Here is a 20934-nt window from a genome sequence, read left to right on the forward strand (position 1 = left end):
TATTTAATGCCGCATATAATAACCCGAAACGCCTCAACTGTTGAGCAAAACTGGCTTAATGATCTAGCTAATGCGATTTCCGATCCCTTTCAGCTATTAAAAATCCTGAAAATTGATCCGGCCCCATGGGAAAACGGGTTAACTGCACGGAAGTTATTTGCGCTGCGTGTTCCACTGAGCTTTGTCGACAGAATGGAAATTGGCAACCCTTACGATCCCTTGTTGCGACAGGTGCTGCCGCTTGAGCAGGAATTCGAGGTTCATGATGGTTATTCCCTCGATCCGCTTGAAGAGCAGGACAACGCCATACCCGGGCTGCTGCACAAGTACAAAAACCGCGTACTGATGATCGTAAAGGGGGGATGCGCCGTCAACTGCCGTTACTGCTTCCGCCGACATTTCCCGTATGATGAAAACAAAGGCGGCAAGCGCCACTGGCAAACGGCACTCGACTATATCGCGACCCACCCGGAAGTTAATGAAGTTATTCTCTCGGGCGGTGACCCATTAATGGCCAAAGACCATGAACTGCAATGGCTGATTAACGCTATCGAGCTGATACCACACATTAAACGCCTCAGAATTCACTCACGTCTGCCCGTGGTTATTCCTGCACGCATTACCGCTGAACTTTGCCAGATGCTGGATAACAGCCGGCTGCAGACAGTTATGGTTACCCATATCAACCATGCCAATGAGATTAATGATGAGTTAACCTCGGCAATGGCCAAATTACAACAGGCCAATGTGACCTTGCTTAACCAGGGAGTGCTACTACGAGGGATCAACGATTCAGTAGGCGCACTGACCTTGCTCAGTGAAGCATTATTTAGCGCCGGTATTCTGCCTTACTACCTGCATGTGCTGGATAAAGTGCAGGGGGCGGCCCATTTTATGGTGAGCGACCAAGAGGCTCGTCAGTTGATGGCAGGCTTGCTACAGAATGTCTCTGGATATTTAGTCCCTAAACTGACCCGTGAAGTCGGCGGACGGGCTAGTAAAACCCCGCTCGATTTACATTTAGAGTAACGCCAATACACCAGCCAATGAATGCATTTCGGATAAAGCCGTATTCATTGGCCGTTGTTTGTTGAGATCTCATCGCGTCACATACCGCATGTCCAGCCATGGACAACAAAGTACAGCTGCTATGTTCCAGCCTCTTCCCCGTAAACAATAACCCCTTTTAATCCATTGTTCTTAAAGGCAGTGCAGCTCGTACCGCTTTTTGATCATTACAAATCAGAAGCGCCCCTGAGCCCGAGCAGCTTTTAAGTCAAAGTTCAGCAAAAAGGTGGTCACGCGCAAGAGTGACAAGGGCAAGATCAAATATTCCGACCTAATGTACTGATAAATAATTACTTTTTAAGTGTGTACAGCTTTTCTGGTAATTTTTAGAGTAAACCCTGTTCGTCATCACCAGCCCATAGTGTACTTTAACCTCTCATGCCGTTCAGCTTTTTACTCTATTGACAGCAAAATGATGTACTTTTTTGACTTCTGTAGTAAAAATGCCAAAGTAGCCATTAAGCAATTGATTTTAAATCAAAAAAAACACGTACAGCTTTTCGAGCATTTTTCTTTATCAACTTGCGACGGAGAAAATAGAAAATAGACAGGCATAAAAAACCCGCCTTCCGGCGGGTTTTAAATCAAGCAGTTAGCTTAGAGGGATGATTACATCATGCCGCCCATGCCACCCATACCACCCATGCCGCCCATATCATGCATGCCACCAGCGTCTTTTGCTGGCATATCGGTGATCATTGCTTCAGTCGTGATCATCAGGCCCGCAACAGAAGCCGCGAACTGGAGTGCTGAACGCGTGACTTTCGTTGGGTCAAGAATACCCATTTCAATCATATCGCCGTATTCGCCCGTTGCCGCATTGTAACCGTAGTTACCTTCGCCAGCGCGAACGTTGTTCGCAACAACAGACTCTTCATCACCCGCATTGGTCGTGATTTGACGAAGTGGTGATTCCATTGCACGTAGAGCAACACGGATGCCGACGTTCTGCTCTTCGTTGTCGCCTTCAAGACCAGCCACTTTAGATGCAGCACGAATAAGTGCAACACCACCACCAGCAACCACGCCTTCTTCTACCGCGGCACGCGTTGCGTGCAGGGCATCTTCAACGCGGTCTTTTTTCTCTTTCATTTCAACTTCGGTGGCTGCGCCCACTTTGATGACAGCAACGCCGCCTGCCAGTTTAGCAACACGCTCTTGAAGTTTTTCTTTGTCGTAGTCTGAAGTCGCGTCTTCGATTTGTTGACGGATCTGAGCAACACGGCCCTGAATCATTGTTTCTTCACCCGCACCATCAATGATAGTGGTGTTTTCTTTGGTGATCGTAATGCGCTTAGCCTGACCCAGATCTTCAAGCTGAACTTTTTCCAGCTCCAGACCGATTTCTTCAGAAATAACCGTACCCGCAGTCAGAACCGCAATATCTTGTAGCATTGATTTACGACGGTCACCAAAACCAGGTGCTTTAACTGCTGCAACTTTCACGATGCCACGCATGTTGTTCACAACAAGCGTTGCCAGTGCTTCGCCTTCAACGTCTTCTGCAACGATAAGCAGTGGACGAGATGCTTTCGCTACCGCTTCCAGCGTAGGAAGTAGTTCACGGATATTCGATACTTTCTTGTCTACAAGTAGAATGAACGGGTTGTCCAGATCAACAGAACCGGCTTCCTGGTTGTTGATGAAGTAAGGAGACAGGTAACCGCGGTCAAACTGCATACCTTCAACAACATCAAGCTCATCTTGAAGCGCCTGACCTTCTTCAACCGTGATAACACCGTCACGGCCGACTTTTTCCATTGCTTCTGCAATCAAGTTACCCACAGTTGCATCAGCATTGGCAGAAATTGTACCAACCTGAGCGATTGCTTTGGTGTCTGCACATGGAACTGACAGTTCTTTCAGCGCTGCAACAGCAGCAATAACCGCTTTGTCGATACCGCGCTTAAGATCCATTGGGTTCATGCCGGCAGCAACGGCTTTCAGGCCTTCACTGATAATAGATTGAGCAAGAACCGTTGCTGTTGTTGTACCGTCACCCGCTGCGTCATTCGCTTGCGAAGCAACTTCTTTAACCATCTGTGCGCCCATGTTCTGGAATTTGTCTTCCAGTTCAATTTCACGCGCAACAGAAACACCATCTTTGGTGATAGTTGGTGCACCGAACGACTTGTCCAGTACAACGTTACGGCCTTTAGGGCCCAAGGTTACTTTTACTGCATCAGCCAGAACGTTGACACCTTCCAGCATTTTAATACGTGCGTCGTTACCAAATTTTACGTCTTTAGCAGCCATGTCTATCTTCCTTTCTTAGTTCTTTATTTGAAGTGAACGGATTATTCAACGATTGCCATAATGTCATTTTCTGACATGATCAGGACTTCTTTGCCATCAATCTTTTCAGTTTTAATACCGTAGCCTTCAGCAAAGATAACGGTATCGCCAACTTTTACGTCCAACGGCTGAACAGTGCCGTTTTCCAGAACGAGGCCTTTACCTACAGCAACGACTACGCCGCGAGTTGATTTTTCGGCAGCAGAACCAGTTAGAACGATACCACCAGCTGACTTAGATTCAACTTCTTGGCGTTCTACGATAACTCGGTTATGTAATGGACGAATATTCATCGGTCGTCTCTCCAGATTTTGGTAAGATCCATAAGATAAAAAGAAGTAAGCATCAAACTGCCTACTTTCATGAAATAGCGTTTTTCTGATACTTAGACATGTTGGGTCAAATTTCTGGAACCCAAGCCCTGTACCGTTATTTTTTTATAATTTCTCTGAGAATTTTTGCCCGATCACACTCTTTTGCTTTAGGGTAAGCCAGCCAATCAAATCCGAGACCACTATGTCAGCAGAACAACAGTCAGCAGAAAGTAGATCGGCCAATATACGGCCTGACAAGCACGGGCTGCTCTCTGATCCTATTGCAGAAGTATTGCGTCGCCTAACCGTACCCATGGTATTCGGAATGGTGGCGATCTTAATGTTCAATCTGGTCGATACCTTTTTTATCTCCCTGTTAGGCACCGAAGCGCTGGCTGCTGTCAGTTTTACCTTTCCGGTCACCTTTGCCCTTAACTGCATTACCATGGGTGTCAGTGTGGGGATCTCCACCAGTGTGGGCCGCTTGTTAGGTCAGGGGGAAAATAATTCCGCAGCACGCTTCGCCAGCCACGGATTACTGCTGGCGGTCATTTTAATGATCGGTGCTTCTTCCCTGGGGACGATGACCATCACCCCACTCTTTTCATTGATTGGGGCCACGCCAGAATTATTGCCAATCATCTCCCAATACATGAATATCTGGTATCTCGCCATTCCACTATTGGTGATACCGATGGCCGGAAACAGTGCGATCCGTGCAACGGGTGATGCTAAAACCCCGGCCAAGATCATGATGCTGGCCGGGTTGATCAACGGTATTCTGGATCCTTTACTGATCTTTGGTTATGGCCCTTTTCCTGAACTGGGCGTGAAGGGGGCAGCGATTGCCAGTGGGATCAGCTGGGCATTCGCGTTGATAAATTCCCTGTATATCTTAATTAAACGTGAAAAACTACTGGCCTGGCCACAGCTGGCACGCATTTGGAAAGACTGGCAACAGGTGATGCAAATTGGTACTCCGGCTAGCTTGTCCAATGCAATGAACCCATTATCAGGCGCACTGCTCATGTCACTTCTGGCCGCTCAGGGCACATCGTCGGTTGCTGCCTATGGCGCGGCAATGCGTATCGAATCTTTGCTGGTGATCGTGATAATGGCTTTGGGCTCAGCGTTAATGCCCTTTATCGCGCAAAATTTAGGGGCTGATAACCCCCGCCGGGCATTTCATGCATTATTTATGACCATGCGCTTTGCGATTGTTTTTCAATTGCTGGTCTTTATTATGATGGTGCCACTCAGCTGGCCGCTATCTTCACTCTTCAGCCAGGATAGCGCGGTACAGCAACAGATATGGCATTACCTGATTGTTGTGCCAGTGAGCTATGGTATGCAGGCCGTATGCATGTTGCTGATCAGTGCCTTAAATGCCATGCATAAACCAATGCACGCACTGGTGTGGAATCTGTTGCGGTTATTTGGTTTTTTACTGCCTGCAGCATGGCTCGGCAGTCAGCTTAATGGGACAGAAGGGCTATTTATCGGTATTGCTGTCGCCAATATTGCCAGTGGTATCAGCGCTTACTTTTATGCGCTAAGAATGCGTCGGCAGTCTGGATTATATGCAAGTTAAAACCCGCGATATCTTCATTGTATAATATGAACAGCATGAACAAATAAGGCAGCTTAGGCTGCCTTTTACATACGCGTGGTATTGCCTATCCTTTTAATGTCTCCGTCAGTGATTACTTCAGACGATTTTGCTGATCGTTATCTTTATTATCGTCTTTGCGCTCAAACTCACCGTCGAATACATCCCCCTGACTATTGGCATCTTTGTCGCGGCGTGGTTCAAAAGGATCGGTACCGTTCTCAAAAGGCCGCTGCTCAGTAAAACCCGGGCCACCGCCAAAACCGGCGCTAAAACCAGAGCCTGACGCCATCCCCTTCACCTTCACGCGGCTCATTAGCTGCTGGGCTAACATCGCCCGCGGGGCTGGCAGAAGCACCAACATACCAAGTGCATCCGTCATGAATCCCGGGGTCAGCAGCAATACCCCGGCAACCGCCAGCATGACTCCTTCAACAATTTGCTGAGCCGGCAGTTCGCCTTGCTGCAATTTAGTTTGTACCGCCATCAAAGTCGCAATGCCCTGACTGCGGACCAATGATGCCCCGACCACCGCCGTGATCAGTACCAAAGCAAGCGTTGGCCATAGCCCAAATAAGCCGCCGAGCTGAACAAATAAGGCAATTTCAACAATGGGAACAACGATAAACAAAAACAGTAATACAGGAAACACGACTCACCTCTTTGTCACTGGTCAACACTTGCTGACGGTAATGCCATCAGAGATGGCCAGCTTATTTATATAGTCTAATCAATGTGGAGTATTGTGGCATTTTTCAGCCGCCTGTGCGCGTTACCAGTCCGCATTATTGATCTCCGAACAAAAACCAACACCGATGTCACATCAACACCACAACCCGAAACTTTTCGATACATTAAAATCCAACATGATTAACATTGATTTTCAACAACCTGTCGTCGTTGCCCGTTAGCATTAGCGGGCACCAAGGATAGCAAACAACTTATTCACATCCTGTCACTTTAGATCATTTCTCGACGCATTTAGCCTCCTTGTTGTTAACAGCAATTGTGAGCGCGATCTCGTTTTTGTGCATATGTTTTCATGCGCTTTAAAAAAGTGATCCAGATTATGTTTTTACCCATAAAGGGGAGTATTATCAGCCTCACATAAGGTGTCAGGTACGATCATCTAGCCAACACTCCTGCGGAATGGACTCTTAATTCAGAATTGGCTCAACGTTTGAATTTTATTTAGCAGATTCCCATAAGGCTACCTCATGTCTCAGATGATTGATCTTGAAAAAAATGAAGCAACTCTGAATGTTGCTACCCGCATCGAAGAAGATTTACTTGGCGATCGTCACGTTCCTGCTGACGCTTACTGGGGCATTCACACTCTTCGCGCTGTTGAAAACTTCAACATATCTAAAACTACTATCTCTGATGTGCCAGACTTTGTTCGCGGTATGATTTTTACCAAGAAAGCGGCTGCAATGGCTAACAAAGAACTTGGTGCAATTCCATCTGAAGTTGGCGAATACATCATCAAAGCCTGTGACCTAATCCTGGACACGGGCAAGTGCATGGATCAATTTCCATCAGACGTCTTCCAGGGTGGTGCCGGTACTTCTGTTAACATGAACGCCAACGAAGTGATCGCCAACCTTGCTCTGGAGCTTATGGGCAAAGCGAAAGGCGAGTACGACATCGTTAACCCGAACGATCACGTTAACAAGAGCCAGTCGACCAACTGTGCCTACCCAACCGGTTTCCGTGTTGCGGTATATAACAGCATCATGACAATGGTTGAAGCGCTGATCTATCTAAAAGAAGCCTTCGACGCGAAAAATCACGAATTCTCAGACGTATTGAAAATGGGCCGTACCCAGCTGCAAGACGCGGTGCCTATGACCGTAGGCCAGGAATTCAACGCGTTCGCCATTTTGATCAAAGAAGAAATCAAGAACCTTCGCCACACCGCAGAACTGTTGCTGGAAGTTAACCTTGGTGCAACCGCTATCGGTACTGGCCTGAATGCTGCCACGGGATACCAGGAGCTGGCAGTTCAGCGTCTGGCTGAAATCACCGGCCTGCCGTGTACCCCTGCAGAAGATTTGATCGAAGCAACGTCTGACTGTGGTGCCTACGTGATGGTTCACGGTGCGCTGAAGCGTACTGCCGTTAAACTCTCTAAGATTTGTAACGACCTACGCCTGCTTTCTTCTGGTCCTCGTACTGGTCTGAACGAAATCAACCTACCTGAAATGCAGGCAGGCTCTTCTATCATGCCGGCGAAAGTAAACCCGGTGATCCCTGAAGTGGTTAATCAGGTGTGCTTCAAAGTGATCGGTAACGACACTACCATTACTTTCGCAGCAGAAGCCGGTCAGCTTCAGCTGAACGTCATGGAACCGGTTATCGGTCAGGCGCTATTTGAATCTATCGACCTATTGAAAAATGCCGCTATCAACCTGCGTGATAAGTGTATTACGGGCATCACAGTGAACAAAGAGGTCTGTGAAAGCTACGTGTTCAACTCTATCGGTATCGTGACTTACCTGAACCCGTTCATTGGCCACCATGAAGGTGACATCGTCGGTAAAATCTGTGCAGAAACAGGTAAAAATGTCCGTGAAGTCGTACTAGAACGTGGGCTTCTGACAGAAGAGCAGCTAAATGACATCTTCTCAGTACAAAATCTGATGCATCCAGAATATAAAGCGAAGCGTTACAACTAATAACGCAAACGCTAGATAAATGGGCGGGTTTTCAGGACGAAAATCTGCCCCCTTTTTGCTACAAATTCCCATTTTATTTTTTTACTTTAAAGACAGGACAATCTTATGATTGGTGTAGAGCTATTTGTCGTTCTCGCGTTTATTTACCTTGGCGCAAGAATCGGTGGTATTGGTATTGGTTTTGCCGGCGGTGCTGGTGTACTGGTGCTTTCCCTTTTTCTCGGGATGGATGCAGGTAATATCCCTGTAGACGTCATCCTGATCATCATGTCAGTCATTACTGCCATTGCCGCAATGCAAGTTGCCGGTGGTATGGACTGGTTGGTTGATCTGGCAGAAAAATTTCTGCGTAAAAACCCTAAGCGCATCACATTCTATGCGCCGATAGTGACTTACTTCATGACCCTGCTTGCAGGTACCGGCCATACTGCATTCTCAACCCTGCCGGTTATCGCGGAAGTGGCCAAAGAGCAAGGTATCCGTCCTTCTCGTCCACTTTCTATTGCCGTTGTCGCATCACAAATTGCAATCACTGCATCGCCTATCTCTGCTGCAGTTGTATTCTTTTCCGGTATTCTTGAGCCATTGGGTGTCGGTTACCTGACACTGCTGGCAATCTGTATCCCAACAACATTTACCGCCTGTATGGTAGGTGCATTTGTTTCTAACTTCCTCGGCTGTGAGCTAAAAGACGATCCTGTTTATCAAGATCACCTGGCTAAAGGTCTGATCAAAATCCAGGGCGCAACCAAACGTCAAATTCTGCCAACAGCGAAAACAGCTACATACATTTTTATTGTGGCTATCGTCGCGGTAGTTGCTTATGCCACTATGATTTCAAGTGCTGTAGGCCTGATCGAAAACCCTGCATTGGGCCGTAATGATGCAATCATGGTATTCATGCTGACAGCAGCGATGGCTATCGTGACATTCACTAAGATTGATGCATCTCAGATTGCCAATGCCGCGACATTCAAGTCAGGTATGAGTGCTTGTGTGTGTGTCTTGGGTGTTGCCTGGTTAGGTGATACGTTCGTATCTGGGCATATCTCTGAAATCAAAGAACTGGCGGGTGAAATTCTGGCGCAATACCCTTGGATGCTGGCTGTGACGCTGTTCTTTGCTTCTATGCTACTTTACTCTCAGGGCGCAACCACGACGGCTCTGATGCCTGCGGCACTGGCCATTGGCGTTGCACCACTCACTGCTATCGCGTCTTTCGCAGCGGTAAGTGCGCTGTTCGTACTGCCAACTTACCCGACTCTGCTGGCAGCGGTTGAAATGGATGAAACAGGTTCAACCCGTATCGGTAACCTGGTATTCAACCACCCGTTCTTCATTCCGGGTCTGGTAACAATTTCAACATCGGTTGCACTTGGTTTCGCCGTCGGCGGTATCTTCCTGTAACAGGTTGACAAGGCAGTTGTTGATATAGCGACAATTTTGCAAGACCATGAAAAGGCTGCCTGCGGGTAGCCTTTTTTATTGGTACAAGAGGCAAGAAAAGGCATAACGTTGGGATACGTTGTATCAATGCATTGTTACGGCAGTACAAGTACAGAGGAAACATTCAGAAAAAGTGAAGTATTACGATGAGATAAGAAGAGTTACGAAGAATTACGAAGAGATTTAATTTGAATATTTGTCTCCGCCCCATCCAGGGGCGAAGACCAAGAACAGATACGATTCCCGGCGTATTTGTTCAGACCGGAGCAGCCGTTATTCCCCAGCGGCTGATCCGATATCATGTCTCAGTTTGCTACTGTTCAGGCTCAAGACAGGAGAGCCTGAAACACTATAGTAATAACTGAGAGAGCCATGCGATAGAGGTAAAAGCGTTATGCAGCGATGCAAAAATGGGATGAAGTTGGATGACCTGCGGACACTGATTGCGATTGCCCAACACGGCAGTTTCAGGGCCGCAGCCAGTGCACTGGATATCCCGCCGACGACACTTAGCCGCCGGTTACAACGGCTGGAAGAGACTCTCGGTAGCCAGTTGGTGATCAGAGACAGCCGTAATGTTGCCCTCACCCCACTCGGCCAGAATTATGTCGAGCGCTGCCAGCCGCTGTTTGACGAACTGGAAGCCACCACCACAGAGCTGATTGATACCAGCAATAACAATCCCCGAGGTGCACTGCGCATATCGGCACCGGTTGGATTGCTGACGTATCAGCTGATGCCGCTGTTTAATCAGTTTCTGGTGCAATACCCGGAGATCACGCTGTCGCTCAACCATCTTTCCAATCAGCATCATGATTACAGCCCGGAGCTATACGATGTGGTCTTTCGCGTCGGTCATCAGCCTGACTCAAGTTTTGCCGCCGCCAAAATTGGCGAATCACAGCGTACTTTAGTGGCCTCTTCGCACTATTTAGCCCAATACAGCATCCCCTCTCATCCCGACGAGCTCAATAGCCATGCCCGCCTGGCGACAGTGCCCGAATTTGAGTGGGCACTCACTCGAAAAGCGGATCCTGTCAGTCCGGAAACAATCTGGATCAACTCACCGGTACGGATGGCCATCGCCGATCTCAACAGTGTCAAACAAGCCGCAATCAAAGGATTAGGCATCGCGTGCCTGCCAAATTACGTCGTCGCCGATGCACTGGAACAGGGTTTGCTGTCAACCATGATGAACGACTGGTATTCACCGCCGCGTCCTATCTATATGCTTTATCAGCGCCTGGGCTATGTACCCAGCCATATCCGCTGCTTTACCGATTTTATGCGTGACGGCCTGACTGGAAAATAAATTGATGGCATGGTGATGAAACCAATCACTGTATATGACGGTCTTACGGAGTATAGTTAATGGTACAGAACCAAAGACCCTGGTAGCCAGTTTCCGGGTACGCCCTGCAGACGAGTCGAGTAAGAATGATAGGATTGAAAAAAAATAACGGGGTTGCCCGTATCGTTTCCCTGTTTGTTTTATTGGGGAACCTGCTGATCGGTGCGCTCAGCCAGCCTGCTCTGGCTGAGTTTTCTCTGCCGGGATTTTCGGATAGCAATACCAATAAGTTTGTGACCGTCGATGAAGCATTTCCCTTTAACTTCAGCCAGCAAGGCGACAGAGTCTACCTTGACTGGCAGGTGAAGCCGGGCTATTACCTCTACCAGCATCAACTTTCGGTTACCGGTAACAACGCAACGCTGGGGCAAGTCGGGATCCCGGCGGGTAAGCCTTATCAAGACGAGTTCTTCGGTGAAGTCAATATTTACACCGAACCACTGACTGTCAGCGTGCCACTGATAGAAGCGAGCGAAGGGGCAAGCCTGACGGTGCGTTACCAGGGCTGTGCCAAGGCCGGTTTCTGCTATCCTCCCGAGATTCGCCAGGTTCCTTTATCTGCCGTCGCAAAAAAACCTAATAGTTCAACGCCTGCGCTCCCATCAGCAACAACGGCAGCACCACAGAGTGAAGTAAGTACTAACACGCAAACAACAACCGCACCGGCAACACAGCAAGATCAGCTGGCCAGCGATCTCGCCGACCAGTGGTGGACGCCCCTGATCTTTTTGGCCTTGGGTATCGGGCTGGCCTTTACGCCATGTGTCTTGCCCATGTACCCCATTCTGACCGGTATCGTATTAGGTGGCGGCAAGCTCAGCCACGGCCGCACTTTTCGGCTGGCCTTCATTTACGTTCAGGGAATGGCCCTGACCTACACTTTGCTGGGGTTAGTGGTCGCTTCGGCGGGCATGCAGTTTCAGGCCGCTTTGCAGCATCCGTACGTACTGAGCGGCTTAAGTGTCCTGTTTGTACTGCTGGCCCTGTCGATGTTTGGGGCTTATACCCTGCAGCTGCCTAGCACAGTTCAGACCTGGCTCAGCGGACTGAGCAACAAGCAGCAAGGTGGCCACATCGGTGGCGTATTCGCCATGGGGGCGATTTCCGGTTTGGTCTGCTCGCCATGCACCACTGCCCCGTTATCCGGCGCATTGATTTATGTCGCGCAAAGCGGTGACTTACTGACCGGCGCCGTTGCTTTGTATGCCCTGGCTATCGGGATGGGGATCCCACTGATCCTGGCCGCGATGTTCGGTAACAAACTGTTGCCTAAAGCGGGGAACTGGATGACCCACGTAAAGGTCTTCTTCGGTTTTGTCTTGCTGGCGGTGCCGATCTTCCTATTAGAACGAATTCTGCCGCATACTCTGGTTCCGTATCTGTGGTCGGTATTAGGCATTGCAGCCTTTGGCTGGCTGTATCATGTCAAAACCACCATGCCAGTATCGTGGCGTAGCAGCACATTGGCAGTGATTGCGATTGTGGGCCTGCTCGTGGCGACCCAGCCGCTATACCAGCGGATAACAGAGCCTCAATCATCCGTAACCGCCAACCCTGTCGCCATTGAATTTACCCGCATCAGCACTATTGATGAGCTGAATTCAGCACTCGCCGATGCCAAGGCCCAGGGCAAGCCCGTGATGTTAGATTTCTATGCTGACTGGTGCGTCGCCTGTCTGGAGTTCGAGAAGTATACCTTCCACGATCAGGCTGTCGCTCCGGTGCTGAGCAAGTTTGTGTTACTGCAAGCGGATGTCACCAAAAGCTCACCGGAAGATATCAAGCTACTACAGGCGTTGGACGTACTGGGCTTACCGACTCTCGATTTCTGGGATGCCCAAGGTAATCGACAGCAGAGCGCTCGCCTGACGGGGTTCATGGCAGCCGAGCCTTTCTTGCAGCACCTTAAAAGCCGACAGCTCACTGACTAATTAGACTTTATAAATCAACAATAAGGGCTCATGCCGGGCCCTTATTGGCGCTCGCTGTTACCTAAGCGCCGATCCAGCTCTTATCTTGGGTGTTAACAAATTGATCTCCCCTGATCGCAGTGATACCTTAATCGAAATGAATTACAAAATGACTGCCATGGACGCTCAATACACGATTGTTATTGCCGATGATCATCCACTATTCCGTAATGCGCTGTTTCAATCAGTGCATATGGCCATCAGTGGTGCCAATTTGCTGGAAGCCGACGCGCTCGACACCCTGCTCAGCTTGTTAGAAAAAGAACCCGAGGTCGATCTTTTGTTGCTTGATTTAAAAATGCCGGGCTCAAATGGCCTGTCAGGCCTCATCCAGCTACGCAACCAGTACCCTGATTTACCCGTTGTGGTTATTTCTGCCAGTGAAGAAGCGACCATTATCAGGCAAGTTCGCCATCATGGTGCCTTCGGCTTTATCCCAAAATCCAGTGATATGCGGGCTTTGATCGGTGCACTCAATCAGGTACTGGAAGGTGAGCCGTTTTTCCCTGAAGGAATTGGCGAAGAAGAGGATGACGAGGTAAACGAACTGGCGCAAAAGATCGCGACGTTAACCCCGCAACAATACAAAGTCTTATGCATGTTGTCTGATGGGCTGCTCAACAAGCAAATTGCCTATGAACTCAATGTGTCAGAAGCCACCATTAAAGCCCATATGACGGCAATCTTTCGAAAGATGGATGTGAAAAATCGCACCCAGGCCGTCATTTTGCTCCAGCAAATGGATTTAACCCAATAGGTCATAAAACCCGTTGGTTACAAAAGCATCAGGTATCAAATCATCTCGCTTGATACCTTCCGTTTTGTTTAAATAAACACAGTTATTTACCCTCTTCACCTTAAAATTGTCATTAACTGCCAAAAACACAATAGACCTCACTAAGCATCCTGAAATCAAAATGAATTGAGGATTTGTAACCTATAACATTTCACCCTTGCTGCTATAACCGTGAACAACCTCCTTCTCGGGATCAAAGATTTTTATTTAATGCATTAGACCTTAGGCTAACGTTACATCTCATTAACACCTTCAAAAGTCAGCCAATGTCACAAAATCGCCGCTTTGCGGGCGATTTTTGCATTCCCGGCTCGACTAAAGTTGCACTGTTTCCCTGTCAAATCGTTGCTATTGTCATTCGGTAACATTTCATTAACGCGATTTGCACACGTGAAAGGAGATGATAATGGCGTTTGAATCCAAGGAGCACGCTCAGGCGTACTGGAAAGAAAACCTCGCAACGATGGGCTCCCTGTTAGCTATCTGGTTCTTGGTGTCCTATGGCGCAGGCATTTTATTTGTCGACGCCCTCAACAGCTTCCAACTCGGTGGTTTTAAGCTGGGTTTCTGGTTCTCACAACAGGGGGCTATTTATACCTTTGTGGTACTGATTTTTGTCTACGTGGTGCGTATGAACGCGCTTGATCGTAAGTTCAACGTACAAGAAGACTAAGAGGTTATTCATGGATATCCAAACCTGGACGTTTATTTTAGTCGGTATAACCTTTGCGGTTTATATCGGTATCGCCATCTGGGCCCGGGCCGGCTCAACCAGTGAATTCTATGTCGCTGGCGGCGGTGTTCACCCTGTGGCAAACGGTATGGCAACGGCCGCTGACTGGATGTCGGCTGCCTCTTTCATCTCCATGGCCGGTATTATTTCGTTTGTTGGTTATGACGGCGGCGTTTACCTGATGGGCTGGACCGGCGGTTATGTACTGCTTGCTCTTTGCCTTGCGCCTTACCTGCGCAAGTTTGGTCAGTTTACTGTGCCTGATTTTATCGGTGAGCGTTATTACTCCAAAACTGCACGTATGGTCGCTGTCTTTTGTGCCATCTTCGTTTCGTTTACCTATGTTGCAGGCCAGATGCGTGGCGTTGGCGTCGTCTTCGCCCGCTTCCTCGAAGTTGATATCAATATGGGGATTATCATCGGCATGGGTATCGTGTTCTTCTATGCGGTATTAGGCGGGATGAAAGGGATCACCTACACCCAGGTTGCTCAGTTCTGCGTTCTGATCTTTGCTTTTCTGGTACCGGCGGTCTTTACCTCTATCATGATGACAGGGAATCCTGTGCCACAAATTGGCTTAGGCTCGACGCTGACAGGCTCTGAAACTTATGTGTTAGACAAGCTGGATGGCCTAACCACTGAACTCGGTTTTACCGCCTATACCGACGGCTCAAAAAGCATGGTTGACGTCTTCTTCATCTGCGCCGCGCTGATGGTGGGTACTGCCGGTCTGCCGCACGTCATTATCCGCTTCTTCACCGTACCTCGCGTGAAAGATGCCCGTATCTCTGCCGGTTGGGCACTCCTGTTTATTTCACTGCTGTATACCACGGCACCCTCGGTTGCCGCCTTTGCCCGCGTGAATATGATCAACACGATCAATGGCCCCGACATGCAAGGTGTCGCGGCAGAAGATGCCCCGGGCTGGGTCACTAACTGGGAGAAAACAGGCCTGGTTCAATGGGAAGATAAAAACGGCGATGGCAAGATGTTCTACTCGGGCGATGAGCGCAATGAGATGAACATCAACCGTGACATTATCGTACTGGCAAGTCCGGAGTTGGCTAAACTGCCTAACTGGGTCGTGGCGCTACTGGCGGCGGGTGGTCTGGCTGCTGCACTCTCAACCGCAGCAGGTCTGCTACTGGTGATCTCCACCTCGATTTCCCATGATTTACTGAAGAAAGGCTTCAAACCTGATATGACCGATAAACAAGAGCTGCTAGCGGCCCGCATAGGGGCTGCCGTCGCGATTGTCGGCGCCGGCTACTTAGGCATTAATCCGCCCGGGTTTGTGGCTCAGGTGGTTGCTTTCGCCTTCGGCCTTGCGGCGGCATCTTTCTTCCCTGCAATCATTCTGGGCATCTTCTACAAGCAGATGAACAAAGAAGGGGCGATTGCCGGAATGCTGTCAGGTATTGCGTTTACCGCATCTTATATCATCTACTTCAAGTTCATTAATCCGGCGGCAAGTACTCCCGAGAACTGGTTCTTCGGGATCAGTCCGGAAGGGATCGGTACGCTGGGTATGTGCCTGAACTTTGTGGTATCGATTGTGGTGAACAAGGTGACCGCCGAAGTACCGACAGAAGTACAGGATATGGTGGAATCGATCCGCTATCCAAAAGGAGCCGGTGAAGCGCATGAACATTAAGGTGCAGACTTTACCAGCGTGCTGACAAGCATACAAAAAACGGAGCATTACGCTCCGTTTTTTTATTGCTTGTTTATGATACCAATCGACGCTTTCCCGTTGTTGAGATCAGTTTTTCTCTTCTGCCTTAGCATGCTGATTAAGCAACGCTCTCAGCTTGAGCGGTTTGACCGGCTTACTGATAAAACTGAAACCATGCCGGCGGATCGTCTGCTGGGTTTCACGGGTCCGATCAGCACTGATCACAGCCCCCTTAAAGGCGGAACCTAACCGCAGGCTGCACTGCTGCAAAACCTGCAAACCAGTTTGTCCTTTTGCCAGATGATAGTCGCTAAGGACAAACTCTGGGCACCAGCCATCTGCCAGTTGCTGTATCGTCTCCTCGACGCTCTCGGCTAACCGCACATCACAGCCCCAGCGAGCCAGTAAGGTGTCCATCCCCAGCAAAATATCCGGCTCATTATCCACACACAGCACTTTGACCCCGGCCAGAGGTGCGGCTTTCTCGGCTTCGGGTGGCAATTGGCCCCCCTCCTCTTGATGCGCAATCACACCACGGCGGACCGATAAAGCAAACACGGTTCCCCGCCCCGGCCATGAACGAAGTGACAGTGGATGATCCAGCACCCGGCTAATACCTCGGGCTATCGCCAGGCCAAGGCCTAAGCCATGATCGACACCGCTGCGTTCTATTCGGGTAAACTCTTCAAAAATATGGGCTTGTTTCTCTTTCGGAATGCCCGGCCCGTTATCCCATACTTCAATCTGCAGTTTACCTTTGATCCGCCTGACCCCCAGTACCACCTTGCCTTTCGGGTTATAACGAAAAGCATTGGTAAGGAAGTTCTGCAGTGCCCGGCGCAGTAATTTAGGATCAGAAACAATCACCGCATCACTGTTTACCACTTCAAAGTGAATATGCTGCTGTTTCGCGAGCGCACTGAACTCTGCACTTAAGATAGACAATACATCCCTGATCGGGAACGGGTGGACATTGGTCCGCAGCTTACCGGCCTCCAGCCTGGAAACATCGAGCAAATCACCAATCAGATCTTCTGCCGCACCCAGCGCACTTTCAATATGGCGTGATAATTTGACCGTTTCTTCCCCCTTGGCCACTTCGCTTAACGACGATGAAAACAAACGCGCGGCATTGAGCGGCTGCATCAAATCATGGCTGACGGCCGCCAGAAAACGGCTTTTCGACTGCGCCTGCTGTTCGGCCTGCTGAGTCGCCGACACCAGACGCTGGTTCAACTGTTCCAGCTCCCGGGTACGCTGCTGAACACGTGCTTCCAGATTTTCATTGGCCTCTTTCAGGGCTTGTTCCGCTTGCATAAATTCGGTGATATCCGTAAAGCTCATCACGAACCCGCCACCGGGCATTGGGTTACCCTGCACTTCAATGACCCGGCCATCAGGACGGGTGCGTGATGAGGTATGTGCCGTACCGCGATGAAGGTGTTCAACCCGCTTGGCCACATGCTTCTCGGGATCTCCCGGACCACACAACCCCTCTCTGGCATTATGCCGGATCACATCAGCAATCGGCCGTCCGGCCTGTATCAGCCCGGGCGGGAAAGTAAACAGCTCGACATAACGCTGGTTCCATGCCACCAGCCGCAACTGCTTGTCGACCACCGCGATCCCCTGACTGATGTGCTCTATCGCGCCTTGCAGCAGGCCCCTGCTGAAATCAAATAACTCAGAGGCTTCATCGACAATGGTCGCCACTTCCTCCAGCTGCATGTTGCGCCCTTGCAGGGCAGACGTTAATACTAGCCGGGCCGAGGATGACCCGAATACCCCGGCCAGCACCCGCTCGGTATGACGGATCATCGCCGCTGAGGCTTGCTGTTGCGGCAATAAGGGATCCTGATGCTGCTCGGCGAACTGACGGAAGGCATAACGTACTCGCTTACGGCCGACAAAACGCGCAGCCAGCATTTCCAGTTCAGCCACGGTTACCCGGGTCTGGTACAGGCTGGCATTGCCCGCTTCCGGCAACGGCGCACCGACAAACGTGGCGGCCTGTAGCCGCTCCGTCAGTGACGAGCGTGTCATCAGCGAAACGCTGACATACAGCGCCATATTGGCCACCATACTGAGCAGCATGCCCCAGTCAACCGACGCCAGTTGATCTAACAGCGGCCATTGCGGCGGACTTAGCATCCATAGCAACAGGTTGGTATCCGCGGAGCCCGCCAGCAGCCCCGTTTGCGCCATCATGGTGATTAGCCAGATGGCAGAACCACTGAGCAGACCGGCATAGACCCCCTTGCGGTTGCCTTGCCGCCAGTAGATTCCGCCTAATAGTGGCGGGGCAAACTGCGCAATCGCCGCAAACGACAATAAGCCAATGCCTGACAGTGAGGAAATATTATCGAGGACGTGATAAAAGCCCCACGCGGCAAAGAGTAAGAGCAAAATCAAGGCGCGTCGCACATTCAGCAACAACCCGGAAAATGCACTGAAATTACGTCCGGGCACCCGCAAGCGCCGGAGTAGTAACGGCAATACCAGATCATTCGACACCATGATCGCCAGTGCAATCGTCGACACAATCACCATGCCACTGGCTGCCGAGGTTCCCCCCAAAAAGGCCAGTAGCGCAATACCGCTGGCACCTTGCTGCAATGGCAGATTGATCACATAGGTGTCGGCAGCAATGTGCGGCATGAATACCTGACCGGCCAGCGCCAACGGCACCACGAATGCCCCCATCAACAGTAGGTAAAGCGGAAATATCCAGCGCGCCTTATGCAGATCCTGCGCCCGGCTGTTCTCAACCACCGTGGTATGAAACTGCCGCGGCAAACAAATGATCGCCGCCATGGTCAGCATGGTGTGAATGAGCAAACTGCCGATATTCGGCGATGTCGGCGGCAAATACGTCTCTTTCACCCATTGAAAGTCCGGCAGTTCAAACAACAAGCTGACCGCAAAAATCCCGACAATTAAAAAGGCCGCCAGCTTCACTAAGGACTCAAACGCTACCGCCATCATCATGCCACGATGGTGTTCTGTGGTATCAATATGGCGGGTACCGAACAAGACGGTAAAAGCGGCTAATGCCAGGGTAACTAACCACGCGGTATCCATCTCTTCAAGGCCAATCTCGCGGCCAAGATCCGGGGTGATCTGCTCCAGCCCCATGGTAATGCCCCGGAGCTGCAGGGCGATATAGGGCAGAATACCGATCACCGCAATAATGGTCACCAGTACCGCCAATCCCTGAGACTTGCCATAGCGCGCGGCAATAAAGTCGGCAATGGAAGTGATGTGCTCGCGTTTGGCAATTAAGATCAGTCGGGCCAGAATTCGCCAGCCAACCGTGAAAACAATCATCGGAGCAAGGTAGATCGGAAGAAAGGACCAGATATTCTGGCTGGCCTGGCCGACCGTGCCATAGAATGTCCAGGAGGTGCAGTAAACTGCGATTGATAAGCTATATATCCAAGGCCGATACCCCGCCATCCATTGCGGTTTTTTATCGCCATACCAGGCGATAAAAAACAACAGCCCCAGATAGGCCAATGAGACCGGCACGACAATCCATCCCTGCGCCATGTTACTTCCCTGACAGTGTTAACGATACGTTAATCCATACTAACCAATCTGGTTAAGGACACCAATCAGGATAGATCACAGTTCTTTCTGTGCCGATCTGCAAAGTCGTAATATTAAGACTCGGTTACCGCTTTATGTGAATCCCGACTGTTTTGGGGATCCGGATTCTGCGATAAAAAATGGTCGCTGCCGTGGGGTTTGGCTTCAATCTTCATCAGCAGCACCGGAATTGCCATGGCGGCCATCAGCCAGAATAAATTCGCTCCCCACAGACCATACAGCCAGCCACTTAATGCTGTCATTAAGGCCATGAACGCCCCCAAAGGCAAGGCATTATACAGCGCCTGCAGTGCGACCATTTGGTTGCTTTTGGCGTGCTGGATATAACGAATAGCGGCTAAGTGCGCCGCTGCAAACGTAATACCGTGCATCGCTTGCGCGACCACCAGTAAAGGTAGCTCGGTCATCGTGGCCGTGATCCCCCAGCGTAGCAATACCCCCATCGCCGCCAAACGGAACATCCCGCTGACACTCCAACCGGCAAAAATACGCTTACTCAGGGCAAAGACTCCAACCTCAGCAACGACACTGAAGCTCCACAAATAGCCAATAATCGCTTCGCTATAACCCACTTCTTTCCAGTAAATCGCACTAAAGCTGTAATAAGCGGCATGACTGCCCTGCAACAAAGCAACAATTAACAGAAAACGCATCACGCTGTTGTCTTTCAGCATATCCATTAGCGCCGGGCGCGGCAGATCATGGTGTTCATCTTCACGTGGGGCAATCGCGGGTGTGCGCATCGACAGTACTAATGCAACCACTAACCCTGAGATCGCGACCCAAGGGATCACATTTGCCCCGTATTCCGCCGCCAGAATACCGACAACAGTCGATCCGGCAATAAACGCTATCGATCCCCATAAGCGCGTGCGGCCATAGTCTAAGTGGCCGTCTTTGGCGTAATGATTCGCTAAAGCATCTGAAATAGGGACCACCGGACCTGCGGCCAGGTTAAATAAAATGGTCACCGCAGTAAGAGCCCACAAACTGCCACCACAGAAGATGTATAAAACACATCCAATCAGTCCCGCCAACGTAAGCCAACGCAATGCCGGAATTAACTGTTCGACTTTATGGATACGCGGAGTCAGCACCAAGTTAGCTAGACAACGTACCCCGAAGCCCAGCCCTAACAACAAGCCAATATCAGAGGCGTCGACCCCTAAATGGGCGAACCATAACGCCCAGAATGGTAGATAGACACCATAAGTGAAGAAAAAACCCAACAGATATTGCGAGGTCCAGCCATAAGGACTACTACGAAACATGCCAATTCCTAAATGCATTGCGAGGTGAACGTGCCGACATTATGCCCAATCGGAACCGACAAGCCTATGGATTAATCAGACAAATCAACCAGACCGCCTTGTATGAGCCAGAATCCGAG

Annotated in this window: 14 protein-coding genes; 9 read left to right on the plus strand and 5 right to left on the minus strand. The window is 49.9% G+C overall.

The features are described from left to right. The first annotated feature begins 6 nt into the window (after positions 1–6). Entirely contained in the window at positions 7–1029 is a 1023-nt protein-coding gene (gene epmB, locus R3289_RS17795; RefSeq protein ID WP_318927040.1) for an EF-P beta-lysylation protein EpmB, read from the plus strand. Between the two features lie 648 nt (positions 1030–1677). Here epmB and groL read toward each other — a convergent pair. Together groL and R3289_RS17805 are read right to left on the minus strand one after the other, a co-directional pair. Then, positions 1678–3324: a chaperonin GroEL gene (gene groL, locus R3289_RS17800; RefSeq protein ID WP_318927042.1), complete on the minus strand. Its 1647-nt coding sequence runs from the start codon at positions 3322–3324 to the stop codon at positions 1678–1680. A 41-nt stretch (positions 3325–3365) separates the two neighbouring features. Next, positions 3366–3656, minus strand: coding sequence for a co-chaperone GroES (locus R3289_RS17805; protein ID WP_318927045.1), 291 nt, complete (start codon positions 3654–3656; stop codon positions 3366–3368). Positions 3657–3879: 223 nt separating this feature from the next. Between R3289_RS17805 and R3289_RS17810 the strand changes: the two genes are divergently transcribed. Beyond that, positions 3880–5268 carry an MATE family efflux transporter gene (locus R3289_RS17810; RefSeq protein ID WP_318927046.1) on the plus strand — a complete coding sequence of 463 codons (1389 nt, stop codon included), beginning with the start codon at positions 3880–3882 and terminating at the stop codon, positions 5266–5268. 112 nt (positions 5269–5380) lie between these two features. Here the strand turns inward: R3289_RS17810 and R3289_RS17815 are convergent, their stop codons facing one another. Continuing rightward, the gene (locus R3289_RS17815) at positions 5381–5938 is read right to left on the minus strand and encodes an FxsA family protein (RefSeq protein WP_318927048.1); all 558 of its coding nucleotides are present in this window, start codon (positions 5936–5938) and stop codon (positions 5381–5383) included. 565 nt (positions 5939–6503) lie between these two features. Between R3289_RS17815 and aspA the strand changes: the two genes are divergently transcribed. The 7 genes from aspA to R3289_RS17850 all read left to right on the plus strand — a co-directional run bounded on the left by aspA (position 6504) and on the right by R3289_RS17850 (position 15914). Continuing rightward, complete coding sequence (gene aspA, locus R3289_RS17820) at positions 6504–7964, plus strand: aspartate ammonia-lyase (protein ID WP_318927050.1); 1461 nt, start codon at positions 6504–6506, stop codon at positions 7962–7964. A gap of 105 nt (positions 7965–8069) precedes the next feature. Further along, entirely contained in the window at positions 8070–9371 is a 1302-nt protein-coding gene (locus tag R3289_RS17825; RefSeq protein ID WP_318927051.1) for an anaerobic C4-dicarboxylate transporter, read from the plus strand. A 433-nt stretch (positions 9372–9804) separates the two neighbouring features. After that, complete coding sequence (locus R3289_RS17830) at positions 9805–10722, plus strand: LysR family transcriptional regulator (RefSeq protein ID WP_318927052.1); 918 nt, start codon at positions 9805–9807, stop codon at positions 10720–10722. 125 nt (positions 10723–10847) lie between these two features. Next, complete coding sequence (locus R3289_RS17835) at positions 10848–12692, plus strand: protein-disulfide reductase DsbD (protein ID WP_318927053.1); 1845 nt, start codon at positions 10848–10850, stop codon at positions 12690–12692. 157 nt (positions 12693–12849) lie between these two features. Next, positions 12850–13488, plus strand: coding sequence for a response regulator transcription factor (locus R3289_RS17840; RefSeq protein WP_318927148.1), 639 nt, complete (start codon positions 12850–12852; stop codon positions 13486–13488). Between the two features lie 445 nt (positions 13489–13933). Beyond that, positions 13934–14200, plus strand: a complete 267-nt coding sequence (locus R3289_RS17845; RefSeq protein WP_318927054.1) for a DUF4212 domain-containing protein — start codon at positions 13934–13936, stop codon at positions 14198–14200. Positions 14201–14210: 10 nt separating this feature from the next. Continuing rightward, the gene (locus R3289_RS17850; RefSeq protein ID WP_318927055.1) at positions 14211–15914 is read left to right on the plus strand and encodes a sodium:solute symporter family protein; all 1704 of its coding nucleotides are present in this window, start codon (positions 14211–14213) and stop codon (positions 15912–15914) included. Positions 15915–16022: 108 nt separating this feature from the next. Here R3289_RS17850 and R3289_RS17855 read toward each other — a convergent pair whose 3' ends face one another. Continuing rightward, positions 16023–19484: a PAS-domain containing protein gene (locus R3289_RS17855; RefSeq protein WP_318927056.1), complete on the minus strand. Its 3462-nt coding sequence runs from the start codon at positions 19482–19484 to the stop codon at positions 16023–16025. A gap of 113 nt (positions 19485–19597) precedes the next feature. Then, complete coding sequence (locus R3289_RS17860) at positions 19598–20815, minus strand: 3-phenylpropionate MFS transporter (protein ID WP_318927057.1); 1218 nt, start codon at positions 20813–20815, stop codon at positions 19598–19600. Positions 20816–20934 lie beyond the last annotated feature (119 nt).

This window comes from Photobacterium sp. (assembly GCF_033720175.1).
Taxonomy (GTDB): Bacteria; Pseudomonadota; Gammaproteobacteria; order Enterobacterales; family Vibrionaceae; genus Photobacterium.